The 11,908-nt window shown below is 62.6% G+C and carries 18 protein-coding genes and 1 pseudogene; 12 read left to right on the forward strand and 7 right to left on the reverse strand.

Annotated features, from left to right (window positions below; translation table 11 throughout):
• From WAW85_RS07855 to WAW85_RS07865, 3 genes are all read left to right on the forward strand, one after another.
• The coding region (locus tag WAW85_RS07855; RefSeq protein WP_422559067.1) for a hypothetical protein at nucleotides 1-409 on the forward strand (409 nt) is incomplete at its 5' end.
• 5 nt (nucleotides 410-414) lie between these two features.
• A complete protein-coding gene (locus WAW85_RS07860; RefSeq protein ID WP_422559068.1) occupies nucleotides 415-630 on the forward strand; it encodes a hypothetical protein in 216 nt (71 codons plus the stop codon).
• Entirely contained in the window at nucleotides 608-1,135 is a 528-nt protein-coding gene (locus WAW85_RS07865; protein ID WP_422559069.1) for a hypothetical protein, read from the forward strand. Before WAW85_RS07860 ends, WAW85_RS07865 begins: the two co-directional genes overlap by 23 nt.
• A gap of 96 nt (nucleotides 1,136-1,231) precedes the next feature.
• Here the strand turns inward: WAW85_RS07865 and WAW85_RS07870 are convergent, their stop codons facing one another.
• The 3 genes from WAW85_RS07870 to WAW85_RS07880 all read right to left on the reverse strand — a co-directional run bounded on the left by WAW85_RS07870 (nucleotide 1,232) and on the right by WAW85_RS07880 (nucleotide 4,374).
• On the reverse strand, nucleotides 1,232-3,013 hold the full coding sequence (locus WAW85_RS07870; protein WP_422559070.1) for a DNA cytosine methyltransferase: 1,782 nt from the start codon (nucleotides 3,011-3,013) through the stop codon (nucleotides 1,232-1,234).
• A gap of 249 nt (nucleotides 3,014-3,262) precedes the next feature.
• On the reverse strand, nucleotides 3,263-3,913 hold the full coding sequence (locus WAW85_RS07875) for a DUF6349 family protein (protein WP_422559071.1): 651 nt from the start codon (nucleotides 3,911-3,913) through the stop codon (nucleotides 3,263-3,265).
• Nucleotides 3,914-4,104: 191 nt separating this feature from the next.
• Nucleotides 4,105-4,374: a type II toxin-antitoxin system prevent-host-death family antitoxin gene (locus tag WAW85_RS07880; RefSeq protein ID WP_422559072.1), complete on the reverse strand. Its 270-nt coding sequence runs from the start codon at nucleotides 4,372-4,374 to the stop codon at nucleotides 4,105-4,107.
• A gap of 73 nt (nucleotides 4,375-4,447) precedes the next feature.
• Here WAW85_RS07880 and WAW85_RS07885 point away from each other — a divergent pair, with 73 nt between their 5' ends.
• Nucleotides 4,448-4,711: a type II toxin-antitoxin system RelE family toxin gene (locus tag WAW85_RS07885; RefSeq protein ID WP_422559073.1), complete on the forward strand. Its 264-nt coding sequence runs from the start codon at nucleotides 4,448-4,450 to the stop codon at nucleotides 4,709-4,711.
• Here WAW85_RS07885 and WAW85_RS07890 read toward each other — a convergent pair.
• From WAW85_RS07890 to WAW85_RS07900, 3 genes are all read right to left on the reverse strand, one after another.
• Nucleotides 4,708-5,601, reverse strand: a complete 894-nt coding sequence (locus WAW85_RS07890) for a hypothetical protein (protein WP_422559074.1) — start codon at nucleotides 5,599-5,601, stop codon at nucleotides 4,708-4,710. The two genes, WAW85_RS07885 and WAW85_RS07890, sit on opposite strands and share 4 nt — an antisense overlap.
• Complete coding sequence (nrdH, locus tag WAW85_RS07895) at nucleotides 5,598-5,831, reverse strand: glutaredoxin-like protein NrdH (RefSeq protein WP_422559075.1); 234 nt, start codon at nucleotides 5,829-5,831, stop codon at nucleotides 5,598-5,600. The genes WAW85_RS07890 and nrdH overlap by 4 nt, the downstream gene beginning before the upstream one ends.
• 130 nt (nucleotides 5,832-5,961) lie before the next feature.
• Complete coding sequence (locus tag WAW85_RS07900; RefSeq protein WP_422559076.1) at nucleotides 5,962-6,183, reverse strand: helix-turn-helix domain-containing protein; 222 nt, start codon at nucleotides 6,181-6,183, stop codon at nucleotides 5,962-5,964.
• Nucleotides 6,184-6,511: 328 nt separating this feature from the next.
• Here WAW85_RS07900 and WAW85_RS07905 point away from each other — a divergent pair, with 328 nt between their 5' ends.
• The 5 genes from WAW85_RS07905 (at nucleotide 6,512) to WAW85_RS07925 (ending at nucleotide 9,613) form a co-directional block, all read left to right on the forward strand.
• Nucleotides 6,512-7,162, forward strand: a complete 651-nt coding sequence (locus WAW85_RS07905; protein ID WP_422559077.1) for a GDSL-type esterase/lipase family protein — start codon at nucleotides 6,512-6,514, stop codon at nucleotides 7,160-7,162.
• Between the two features lie 26 nt (nucleotides 7,163-7,188).
• Nucleotides 7,189-7,674 carry a M15 family metallopeptidase gene (locus tag WAW85_RS07910; RefSeq protein ID WP_422559078.1) on the forward strand — a complete coding sequence of 162 codons (486 nt, stop codon included), beginning with the start codon at nucleotides 7,189-7,191 and terminating at the stop codon, nucleotides 7,672-7,674.
• Nucleotides 7,675-7,810: 136 nt separating this feature from the next.
• Nucleotides 7,811-8,083: a hypothetical protein gene (locus tag WAW85_RS07915; RefSeq protein WP_422559079.1), complete on the forward strand. Its 273-nt coding sequence runs from the start codon at nucleotides 7,811-7,813 to the stop codon at nucleotides 8,081-8,083.
• A gap of 334 nt (nucleotides 8,084-8,417) precedes the next feature.
• Nucleotides 8,418-8,759, forward strand: a complete 342-nt coding sequence (locus WAW85_RS07920; protein WP_422559080.1) for a hypothetical protein — start codon at nucleotides 8,418-8,420, stop codon at nucleotides 8,757-8,759.
• The gene (locus WAW85_RS07925; protein ID WP_422559081.1) at nucleotides 8,756-9,613 is read left to right on the forward strand and encodes a hypothetical protein; all 858 of its coding nucleotides are present in this window, start codon (nucleotides 8,756-8,758) and stop codon (nucleotides 9,611-9,613) included. The genes WAW85_RS07920 and WAW85_RS07925 overlap by 4 nt, the downstream gene beginning before the upstream one ends.
• A gap of 10 nt (nucleotides 9,614-9,623) precedes the next feature.
• Here the strand turns inward: WAW85_RS07925 and WAW85_RS07930 are convergent, their stop codons facing one another.
• A complete protein-coding gene (locus WAW85_RS07930) occupies nucleotides 9,624-9,908 on the reverse strand; it encodes a hypothetical protein (RefSeq protein ID WP_422559082.1) in 285 nt (94 codons plus the stop codon).
• 191 nt (nucleotides 9,909-10,099) lie between these two features.
• On the opposite strand from WAW85_RS07930, the gene WAW85_RS07935 reads away from it, so the two are divergent.
• From WAW85_RS07935 to WAW85_RS07945, 3 genes and pseudogenes are all read left to right on the forward strand, one after another.
• Nucleotides 10,100-10,396: a hypothetical protein gene (locus WAW85_RS07935; protein WP_422559083.1), complete on the forward strand. Its 297-nt coding sequence runs from the start codon at nucleotides 10,100-10,102 to the stop codon at nucleotides 10,394-10,396.
• A gap of 277 nt (nucleotides 10,397-10,673) precedes the next feature.
• Nucleotides 10,674-11,777 carry a tyrosine-type recombinase/integrase gene (locus tag WAW85_RS07940; RefSeq protein WP_029760142.1) on the forward strand — a complete coding sequence of 368 codons (1,104 nt, stop codon included), beginning with the start codon at nucleotides 10,674-10,676 and terminating at the stop codon, nucleotides 11,775-11,777.
• Nucleotides 11,774-11,908, forward strand: a pseudogene (locus WAW85_RS07945) (XRE family transcriptional regulator); the annotation flags it as partial. The gene WAW85_RS07940 and the pseudogene WAW85_RS07945, both read left to right, overlap by 4 nt.

An 11,908-nucleotide genomic window follows, 5' to 3' on the forward strand; every position in this document is an offset into this window, starting at 1 on the left:
TCTCCAGACGGCGCGCAAAGTAGGAGGACCAGTGAGCAAGGTTGAAGCACGACGGAAAGCGCGCGAGCGCGCAGTGAAGGTCCGTCAGGAGCGTGAAGACGCACGGAAACGTGAACTCGCCGAGCGGGCTCGGCTCGAACGCGAGCAGGACAAGGCGATCGAGAGCGACATGATCGGCTACTTCGAGCACGCGGACGCATTGGAGAGCGAAGCTCGCGAGTACCAGGATTCCGTGGCAGCCCACAACGCGGCGCTGCGCACCATCGTCAACCGGATGATCGAACGTGAAGGCAACGCGAAACCGGTCGCAGACATGCTCGGAATCAGCGCGGCGAAGTTATCGACGTTGCGCAAGGGCGGCGACGGCAAGACGCCGGCACCGGTGGCAGCGGCGGCGGCAGGGGAGTGATGGCTATGACGGACAACGACAACTACCTCGATGACCTTGACCGTTCGGACGTGGACTGGGAATCGACTGAGCGCGATGCTCTGATCGAGCAGGCGGTCCGCGTGTTTGACACCGCCGATGACGACAACCCGTACGGCTTAGCGTGCGCGCTGGTCGATAGCGGCTGGCGACCGGAGACGCGTCATGCTGGTCCACGGCATGGACCAGCTGCAACTGTTTGACGTTCTAGCGGTGGAGCCCGCAGGCGATGGGGCTCCACCGCTAGACGAGTGCGCGGCTGTGCTCCCGATCGACGATGCCGTGGAGCGACGATTCTGGCAGAGGGTAGTGAAGTCGTCGACCTGCTGGTGGTGGGTCGGCGCGATCTCGACCCCAGACGGATACGGCCGGATCACCTGGCGGCGGAAGAACCATCAGCGGGCGCTCTCGGCGCACCGGTTCGCACTGACCATCGCCGCCGGCGCGGAGATCGCAGACGAGGCCGTCGCAGAGCACCTGTGTAATCAGCCGCTGTGCGTGCGCGTGGGAGCGGGCCATCTTCAAGTCGGCACCCAAGCAGAGAACGTCGCCTACGCCGTAGCAACTGGCCGCCACCGCGGTCCCCGCCTCGTGAGCGCAACCAACCGCTGCTCACAATCGCTGGCGGTTCGGGCCTACCTGCTTGGCGGCGGTGACCCCGACAAAGTAGGCCAGCACACCAGCCGGATCGAGCCGACATTGTTCTAACCGCAGTCGTGGTGCGCGCCGCTCGAGCTGGGCTGAGCAAAGCCAGCAGGCCGCAACTCAAGGGGGAATGAATTGCGGCCTGCCGACAGTGGCACGCTACCTGGCGAACATCACTGGGTCGAGGATCTGGCGCAGCCGGGCCGCGATCCACTGGCCGACTGCAGGGGACACAGCGTTGCCGTACCCGTCGACCTGCTCGCTAATGGTGCCCCAGACTTTGAACGTTCCCTTGTGGTCGCCGAAGTCGGGATCGAATCCGCAACCGCGACCGACCTCGTGTGTCATCAGCATGCGGAAGTAGCAGTCGTCGATCGATAGATCGTCGAGCATCGCGCGCCACTGCGCCGTCAGAATCGACTTGGCTGCCCCGACTGCGGTGAGGGTGCCGAGCGGATCGGACATTGAGTGTGGCCGGTTACGCTGGTCGCCTCCGCCGTTGTTGTTGATCCAGCCGCCGAAGAGCACATTGTGTCGAGCGCCGTCAGCGACGACGGTGTGCAGTGGGTTGTCGACGCCGTGGATTCGGCGGTCGGTGCCCTGGTTGAACTTCATGATCCCGGCCGCGGTGAGCAGACCAGGAACCTGACCAGCCGTTGCGGTCGGCATCGGTTCACTGTGCACGGTCGGGGTCGTGTTCTTTCGGAACGGGATCACGCCGGTGGAGATCAGCGAATCGTCGCCGCCACGAGTGAAGACGTGGCCATCGGCGGCTGACATGGCGACACCGGGGGTGAGGACTCCGACGGAGTTGCTGGCGGGCTGGGTCCACAGAGGCTCGGTGAAGTCACGTGTGCGGCAGTTGGAGCCCGGGCGCTCGAACCCGTTGGCCGTTTGCATGATCGCGCCGGTGGAGAACGACGCCTGGTCGGGAACGAAGATGGCAGGGAAATCGGCGAAGCGTTGGCGACACTTTTCGGCTCTGGCCATCGTCGCGGCAGCCAGGGGCTTCTTGCGATCGCCGATTCTGGCGCCAAGGTTCGACAGATCCAGGGCGGCCAGGCTGGGTGTCGTTGGTGGCTGGACTTCGCGGTGGCACGAGGGGCACCGGTAGTTGTACTGCTTGCCGTAGCGCACTGAGCCTGACGGCGGAACACCGGTCTTCCATGACCACACCGCTTGCACGGTGCGGTCGCAGGAAGTGCACCATGCCTCGGGGCTGTGCTCGAGGTCGGGGGCGGGCAGCGACCGGTCCCAGAACACGATGAACAGCCGGTCGCGGGACTGGGGGACGCCGAAGAACTGACTATTGAGGTACAAGACCTTGTGCTCGTAGCCGAGCTTGCCGAACTCTTTGAGCCACCACCGGTAGGTGGAGCCGTCGCCGACCGAAGGCTTATGTGAAAGGCCTGGGCCCCACGACTGCAATTCAGTCGTGCACTCAACGATGATCAGCAGCGGGTGGTGATGGTCGGCATAGTGCAGTACACAGTTCGCCGTGGCGCGGTCGCGCTCGGAGCGGGTGACGCGGGTGTCGAAGTCGGGATCATCGAGATCGAACAGGCTCAGACCCTGCGCATAGGCCTTCTTGGTGTTCGCCTGACTGTGGTTGACGCACGAGACGCCGGCAACCACCAACGTGGCCGGTGGCAGGTCACGCGCAGAGTGGTAGTCGGCGGACTCTCGATCGACCAGGTCGGCAATCCAGTGCTCGGCGTGCGGGTGGTTGGCCTCGTGAACCTCGACCTTGTGGCGGTTGTGATTAGCCGCCATGATCGTGGTGAATCCGGCGCTTTCGATGGCCGCGGTGAATCCGCCGTAGCCACTGAACATGTCGAGCGCGTCGGGATCGTCGTGCTTGAAACGGCGGCGGCGCAGCGCTGGGCGATGCTCGGCGGACTTGACTGCGGTGGGCTTGCGGCCTCGGAGTGTTCTAGCCATGACGACTCGTGTTCCTTCTAGTTCTGTCGATTGAGCGGATTCAGGACGCCGCGCCGCACGCGTGTGCGCAGTACCGGGCGGTGAGCAGGTCGACGAACTCCGCGGGTTCGGGGTCGATGGCGCGCAGCGTGAGCCCGTCTGCGAACCATCCCCACGCGATCGGGGCCGCACATGTTCGGCATGGGGCTGTTTGTGCGAGGTCCGCGTTGGCCGGGTCAGACAGTCTCACCGTCCTAGCGCGGCGGGCCATCAGTGCTCACCACCGTCGGCGAGGTAAGCGGCCGCGACGTCGTAGCCGCCCCAGGGGGAGCGGCCCTCGACTGCTCGCAGTCCTGGCCCGGCCCGGTCGGTGATGACTGGCCAGCCCAGCGGGCGGTCACCGTACAGTTCGACAACGTTCTTGGCCCATCGCTTGGCCTTAGCTTGCGATCCGCCGCTGTTCTGTGCCGGGGCGATCGGGGAGGTGCGCCAGCCGGGGTATGCGTGATCGAGGCCAGCGAGAACCGCGCTGGAGTCGTCGGTTGCTGGCGAGTGCCAGCCGCAGTGCTCGCAGATCGTGCGGTACACGTGGCCGCCGACGCATTCGCACGGGCCGCCGTCCCACACGTGGTGGGGGCAGCCCAGAGAAGCGCTGATCCGGATCGGGTGGCATTGGCCGCGCAGTGCCACGGGCGTGCCGTACTGCGCGGCCCAAGCGTGGGCCATCCGTAGGCAATCGAGACGTGTGCCGTTCTCGGCGCACCAGCGATCGAGGCGAACACGGTAGTCCAGCAGTGTGCGGCCACGGTGGCCGAAGATCACCGGCGGTTTCGCCGGAGGCGGCGGCGGGTCAATTTCGTTGAGCAGGTCGAGCAGGTCGAGCTGGTGCTCGGCCTTGCGTGTGCGGGGGGTCGTCCCCATGATCCGGTGTCTCCCTCTTCCTCCGTAGTGTTTGTTTTAGCATACACTTAACCGTCGGTTTTAACAAACACTTTGAGGTTCGTGGGGAGCGGTGGTCCTACTGCTGTTCTGCTGCTGGCTACGCGTTGTAGATGCCAAAAGCGCCGGGGCTTGCTAGAGCCGCCGGCGCCCTGGGGTGAGCATGTCGGGTGTCAGGCGTCCACCTCGGCGAGGATGTCGTCCATGGTGAAGCGCGACCCGTCATCCGCCTCCTTGGCTTCGTCGTAGGCGCGGACGTCGGCCATGTCTTCGAGGTGCTCAAAGTAGGCGAGATCCTCGGCCGAGATCAGCGCGGCCGCGGCCTTGCCGTTCTTGGTGATCACCGTTCGTTCCCCTTTGTAGAACGCGCGGGCAATTTCGTTACTCATTCCGCTGCGCAGCTCGGCGACAGCGATCGTGCGGTGCTTGTGTGCCGTAGTCATGGCCCAAGAATAGGACGACGTACAATGTGTGTCAACTGCACAGTTTGTACATAACGAGTGGTAGGGTAGTTGCATGAGCTACCGGATCGAGTACGTGCGCGACGCGGCGAAGTCGCTGTCACGGATCGGCCGATCTGATCGCAAGCTGTTCAACCAGTTGCGCGATGCGATAGACGCTCTCGCAGACAATCCCCGCCCGCATGGGTTCAAGCCGCTAACAGGCCGGGAAGGCTACCGGATTCGGGTGCGCGAATATCGTGTGATCTACGAAGTCAACGAGGAATCGGTACTGGTGACCGTTGTCCGAGTCGGTCCGCGCGGGGCCGTCTACGACTAGGTGACGCCCGGCGCGGGGGACTCTTCGAATAGGGTCGGTTGGTCGCGGTGAGCGCGGGCGTTGGCGCGGCGGTCGCTGGCGTGGGCGTATTGCCGGGCGAGGGCTGAGGTAGGTAGTGCGAGTTCGGCGGCGATGTGTTCCCAGGAGCGGCCCGCGTCGCGCAGCATAGCGGCGGCGTCTTCTTCTAGGGTTTGCTCTGCTTGGTCGTGCATCGGTGAGCCCTGCCTTCGGGCTGTCAGGGGGAGGCTGAGGGCGTCTCGGACGCCGTGCCATCGGCGTTCCGCGAGGTCCTTGGCGGCCGAGAGGGAGTCCCAATGTCCGCTGAGTTCGTCCGTCGGCTCGGCCTCGGCGATGTGGGTCATGCGGGCCAGTAGGCCGACGTAGCCCCGGCGGTAGTAGCTGTCGGCGAGTGCGCGCGCCAGGTGGGGCAGGTCGACGCCACCCGGTAGTGGCCCTCGGCCCCTTGGGGAGGCGATCTCGACGAGGATCGGATGCAGGCGGTGGTGTTGTGGCGGCAGCTGAGCGGCAACGATGGTGGGAGACACTGGCGCACCCTGGTCGATCAGGTCGACCACGATGGCGAAGATCTGGGCGTGCCCCGGATGGATGAAGAGGGGATGGGCCAGTGGGATACGGTCTGTTGGGTCGCCGCCGGCGCGGGTGCTGTAGTCGCCGACGAGCGCATGAATAACAGGCGTCGGGTCGGGGGACCAGAGCAGGGACGTCAGGGCTTCGAGTTCGAATCTGATCTGTGTGGCGAACTCGTACTCATCCTCGGGGATGCCGAAGACGACCTCGCGAGCCGGCGACTCCGCTGCGGATGAGTCGCTGAATGCGTCAAGGTCGACGCCTTCGGGATGGAGGGCGTCGACCTTGTGCGAGTCGCTCATGCGGCGGTTCGGATCTGCTTGATTCGCTCGGGACGAAACCCGGACCAGTGGGTGCCGTCGTCGAGAACGACAACCGGAGCCTGAAGGTATCCGAGTCCCATAATGTACTCGCGTGCATCCTCGTCAGCGGATACGTCGATCACGGCGTATTCGATACCTGCCTTATCAAGGGCCTTATAGGTGGCATTGCATTGAACGCATGCGGGCTTGGTGTACACGGTGACAGTCATTTCAGTATCCTCCGACGCCAGTGGGATTGTTTGGATACCTCTATTGTATATCGGTTGGCTTATTAAAGCGAGTATATATACCTATTGTTACCATGTTGTTATATGTATATATATGGCCCTAAATAGCGGGTCAGGCGATTCCTTGAAGCAGTTGTGAAGGGTTAGTGTCTAAGACTCGTGATAGGTGGGAAATAGTAAGAATTGTGGGATTACCTTTGCCGCTTTCTATCTTGACTAGGTGAGGGCGGTTCATCTCGGCTTTCTCTGCTAGTCCTTGCACTGTCATCCCCAGCTCCTTGCGGCGGTTGGCGATCGCGTGGCCTACGTGTGCGCTGATCTCGTCGTCGGTCATGCGTCCTCGTGTCGCGCAGGTGTGTTTGTTAAAGGATACACACTGGGTCGGGTTTCCTCTGTGCAAGACTCTGGTGCTCAGCTGCTGGCCTGCTAGTCTGGTGGCGACTGATTGGCGTCGGTCATCTATCCCACGCAGCTGCAGGCGTGTCGGTGAGTCGATCCGTTTTGCGGTGCGCACGACAGTGCGGGCGTCCTTTGTGGACCCTGCACCTCATCACGGAAGTAGATGAAGAATGAGAGTGTTTCGTAAACATCCATCCCAGCGGGTCGGTGCCAGATCCGCCGTTGCCGTCGCTGCGCTCACGATCGGGTGCTCCGGTCTGATCGTGAGCGCAGGCGTGGCCACGGCCGACGACGAGCCGGATCTGGCTGGATCGGCCGCATGTGAGTCCGTGGTGCACATCGGCGATTCACTATCGGTAAGCGCCGATGATCCGGCGGTCGTCGGTGAGGACGGACGTCTGTCTACCTTGTACCGGCAGGCTGGTCCGCAAGAAGTGTCCATCGACGCGGCCAACGGCCGGACAGTCATCGAGACCGATATGGCCTCCGCAGGAGTCGATGCTCTCAAAGCGGTGATCGACACGGCGGACTGCGTCGTCGTCGCGTTGGGGACGAACGATGCGTCGCGCATTGCTGCCGGGTCGACGTTGACCGCAGATCAGCGGATCGACGAGATCATGGCCGTCGCCGGCGGCAAGCGGGTCTTGTGGCCGACGGTGAAGACCACCAGTAGTGCCGCAGAGTCGTACAAGCCTGAAGCAATGCTCGCCTTCACCGACGCTCTGCTGAGGGCAGTGCAGCGATATGGAAACCTCGCGGTGTACCGATGGGACCAGGCTGTGGGCGATGAGCTTTTCACTGACGACGGTATTCATCTGACCGATGAAGGAACCAAGGCCCGCAACGAGGGAATCGCCACCGCGCTGCACGAGGTGGAGCTGGCTGCCACCACGTCGGTCGAGGATGCAGGCTGACCATGAGGACAACCATGAACAGGTTCATGCGCGGCACGATCGGCGCTGGGACAGCCGCAGCGGCGCTGAGCCTTCTGGCGGCCGGTCCCGCAGAGGCCCATCCGGTGTCGGAGAACGGGTACCCCGTGATCCAGGCCGTGGCGGACTGTGAGGAATGGTTCATCCGCGATGTCGTCTTCCAGACCGCTCCCGGCGAGCCGACACAAATTCTCCGGGATTTCGCGGAGTGGTTCGACGTGAACATCGAGCCCGTGACCCTAGGTTACGACGACGACTACTCGTGGCGTCCGGGAGAGCTGATTCCGCCAAGCTACACCGCAGTATCCAACCATGGCAGCGGAACGTCGATCGACATCAATTCGGCGCTGCATCCGCTAGGCCAGGTCGGCACTTTCACACCTGAGCAGAGCGCAGCCATCCGCGCGAAGGTGGCCGAGTTCGGTGGACGGTTGACGTGGGGAGGCGATTACACCGAAATTCCTGACGAGATGCATTTCGAGGTCCGCCGGTGATGGTGTCCGTCCGATCTGTTTGCCGTGATCGGCGGGCTCGACCGAGTCGCACGACCCTGAGGTCCGCCAGCGGGCAGACCGCATTTGGTCTCAGCGTTAGCTGTGGCCGACAACCCCGAAGAATGGAGATTGAAAAATGATGAAGATCCGTAAGGCAATCGCCGGCGCGGCCCTCGCGGTGGCAGCGACCGGCTCGATCATGGGTGCCCAGGCGATCACGGCCGGCGATGCCGTGGCCGCGCCGACAGCAAAGTATCAGGGCAACGGGTACTACAAGGTTGGCCCCTTCCCTTCGAAGGCCAAGTGCAACAGCCATCGAGCGGGTAGCAAGTCCCGGTACAATCTCTCCCGATCGGCGTGCTATGCCGGCGGAATCGGCTGGTACTACACCGGCCGAGCAGGCGCCTAGCCGATCCCGCGACAGTGCCTCGGTGCCGATCACGGTGCCGGGGCACTTGTCGTTTAGCCAATGTCTATTTGCGTCCGCAATCCACAGCGTGCGATGTGCCGAGTGCTGCGAATATCGATATTCCGACGGGGTTATTACCTAGCGCAGGTAAGGGCGAAGATAGAATGTCTCGGGTTTTGCTACTTTCGGAATTCAACGCCCTTATAATCGGGCAGTGATGACTGCCGACCAGAACCCTCACGTACGTTTCCGATTTCCTACCGAAGCATTTCTCGGTGACCACTTTGAGCACATGTATGAGGAGGTGTCTGAAACGCTCGGCAAGAAGCCACGAATGTCGATTGGCAGACCCTGCGAGTTCGACGGGTCACCGGCGCTCTACATGGACGTCCAGACCACCAGCGAAGATGCGCCCTTCGTGCGCGCCATCATCGACGCCACCGTGGCCGCTCACCTGCCGACTAGCGGCGATCCAGTGCCGGCGTGGATTGAACAACACCTGGTCGACCAAGTTGCCCAAGCGGCGCAGCAACGTGCCACCACCGAAGCTGAACAGGTGGCGCTTCAGGAGGCACATCGTGCGGCGGTCCTGTCGGCAGACCTTGGCGCTGGCGTGTCACCGGCACAGTTGGCCAACGCGCTCACCGCCCGGTCGATGAGGGGCTGCATGCCATGAGCTTCAAGGAATTCTGGTGGACATCGGCTCTTAGTGCGCTCGATACCAGGGATAGCCAATCTCACGTGCTCACCAGGACCGTCCGCAGCGGCCTGGTGACAGGCGTTCCTCCCGAAGAGGTCACCACGTTCAACCTGGTACGCCGCCTGACTAACCGCAGGTCCGCCGCAGGTGGCACGGCTGTTGCATTGCATAGTCGACAGCTGGAAGGGGGAAACAAGAGCGTGGGACGTGTGGGCAGCGGAATCGACCTTGAAATTGCCGTACAGGTAGACCCACACACCTGGTATGACCTGGTGCTCCAAGCTAAGCGTTTCAATCCCGAAACTGGCACGTACGACCATTGGAGCAGCTCCCAGAACACGCAGATGACTCGATGGGCAACCGCCCATCACCGGAAGACCCCAGGAATGCTGCTCTACAACACCATGACGCCACCGTTCCCTGCGAACGGCCAGCACTCCGACTTGTTCTTGGCGTGCTGCACGCAGCCGAAGCGGCGCCACGGCTGGAGGTGGCCGGGCAAGAGTCCGGCGAATGAATTCACGTTGCCCGACGAGCGGTCGCCGTTGGCAGTCAGTATCGTCCACGACCCGAGTCTGTTGAGCCTTGACAAGCCCTCGCCGGACGAGATCGCGGCCGGGGCTTACCCCTGGGAGTGCTTGTTCTGCCCGGGCGTCGGACCGTTGCTCGGGATGGAGCAGGATCAGATGCCAGGATGGGCAATGGAACTACTCACCCTCGTTGAAGGAGCCGACCAGGACCCCCGCGCACTGGACGCCCTCGACGAGGATGCAGAGGACCGCGCAGCAATGTCTCTCGTGCTGGCTCTGGGACCTGATGAGGCCGTTTGACGTTTTCTGGTTACAGCATCTTCGCGCAGCGAGTGAAGCCAGCAGGTTTCGGCACGCCAGGGTCTAAGCCATGATTGAGCGCCAAGACGAAGCCACTCACCTCGACAGCACCGCAGGCCGGGCACCTGATACCGATTCGTCGGCTTCCCGCCGGCGTCCCATCGGCGCAATCATACGGCGCGATCCACTCGACCTGTTCGAAGTGCGAGTTCCATTCCGCGCGCTTCGCCGCCCTCTCTTGGGCCTCGACTTCCGCTGGTAGCAGGAACAGAGCGAGGTCTTGATAGTCGCTCATTTCTCAGATCCACTTCGCTGGTCTGCCGCCGTTCGCTCGATGATGAAAACCGCCTCGCCAGCGTCGTAGTCGGTGAATGGCCAAAGATTCAGCTCGTAGTCCTCCGAGTCTCCGGCGCGGCGCTCAAGCTGGATGCCGGGGCGGCCTGCCTCGGGGTGGATACCCAGCGGCGCTTTGACTATCCACCCTCGGTGACGGAAAGTGTGGCCACCCTGGCGGTGGGCGAGGATGCGGTCACCGCGCTGAAGCTGATCCGCTGCCACCTCAAGTCGCTCTCGGCGACCCTCAGCATTGCGAACGGCCTGAGCGCTGACGCCGGCGGCGGCCGCGATCCGGGCAAGCGAGATTCCGGCATCACGAGCGCGAGTGACGGCCGAGTCCCAGTCACCTCGGGCGAGGTCGATCCGGTGAGCAGCTTCCGTGACGTCGGCGAGCAGGTCATCGTCTGGAGTGGGTGGTGTAGGCATACGGCAACAGTAGCGCTTTAAAAACCCGTGTTTTTGAATGCCGATAAGATAGATTATGACACTTAAACCACTGCGTATTGCAACCGATGAATCACGAGCCTGTCTCCGACGAACTTGCGGAAACCTCAGTCGTGACCTGCAATGATACTCAAACGTGGCCGCAGTTCGAGGGTGTCGATTCGTGGTCGACTGCTCCGTGTGGGGGCCGACGCCCATGTCCGTGACCATTGGGTATTGCGCCTCTGTCTCATTGGATGCATGATTGTTTCATCGGATGAATCGTTTTGTGGAGGTTCCGATGAGGATCGATGACGCTGGCCGGGTGCACTTGGTGGACGCGATTCCTGTGCTGCGTCCCGAGGAGCAGATCGTCGAGATGATGCTCGACGGCTGGCGCAACCAGCAGCTCTCACGAAACCTCCAGTTCGCCACGATCGACCAACGGATCAGCTGCGTGCGACGGTTCATCGCGCATTCGAATGAGGAACCCTGGAACTGGACGCCGACGATGGTTGAAGAGTTCTCGGCCGACCTCAGATCGGTTCGGCACGTCGCGCACGCGACGTTGCGCGGTTACCAGAACTCGCTGCGCGCCTTCACCTCGTACGTGAGCAACCCAGACTATGGCTGGGATCTCGTGTGCGAGAAGCATTTCGGCACACATCCTGCGCAGGTCTTTTTCGACTGGAACACTGCTCGTCACGTCCAGGAAGACGACAGTCAACCGCAACGCCGGCCCTACAGTCGCGAAGAGCTAGACGCATTGTTTGATCATGCCGACGACGAGGTCGAACGGATCGGCACGACGAGCCGCAAAGGCTGGCAAGCGGCCTACCGCGATGCGACGATGATGAAACTTGCCTACGCGTACGGACTTCGGTTCAACGAGCTAAGCCACCTGCAGACGATTGACTTCGCCCGCAATCCGCATGCTCCCGAGTTCGGAAAGTTCGGGGTGTGCAAAGTCCGATTCGGTAAGGCGCGCCGCGGCTCGCCGCCGAAAGGGCGATCGGTGCTCACAGTCTGGCGCTGGACGCCGCCGATCATCGAGGATTGGCTCGCCAACGGCCGCGGAGATCCAGGCACTCTGGACCTGTTCACCAGCGAACGCGGGGGCCTAGTCGGCGAGACCACACTGCTGAAGCGGCTTAAGCGTTACCGGAAGGACCTCGGCATCCCCGACGGCGTCGACCTCCATTCATTCCGTCGAAGCTACGCCACTCACCTACTCGAGGCCGGATGGGACCCGCGGTTCGTACAGGATCAGATGGGCCACGAGCACGCATCGACGACCGGGATCTATCAGTTCACCTCGGACGAGTTTCGGCGATCGTCACTCCGCGCAGTACTTGATCGAACGGTTGACAACGCACTGGAACTCGGCGCTAGGAGGAACACATGACCAGACGCGACGTCGACTACACCTGGCGCCTTGCCGAACTGATGGCCGCGCGAGGGCTGAACAACACTACAGACCTCGTTCCCTTGCTTGCCGAACGAGGAATTGCGCTCTCACGTCCCCAGGTCTATCGG

Source organism: Gordonia sp. (in: high G+C Gram-positive bacteria) (genome assembly GCF_049299075.1).
Taxonomy (GTDB): domain Bacteria; phylum Actinomycetota; class Actinomycetes; order Mycobacteriales; family Mycobacteriaceae; genus Gordonia.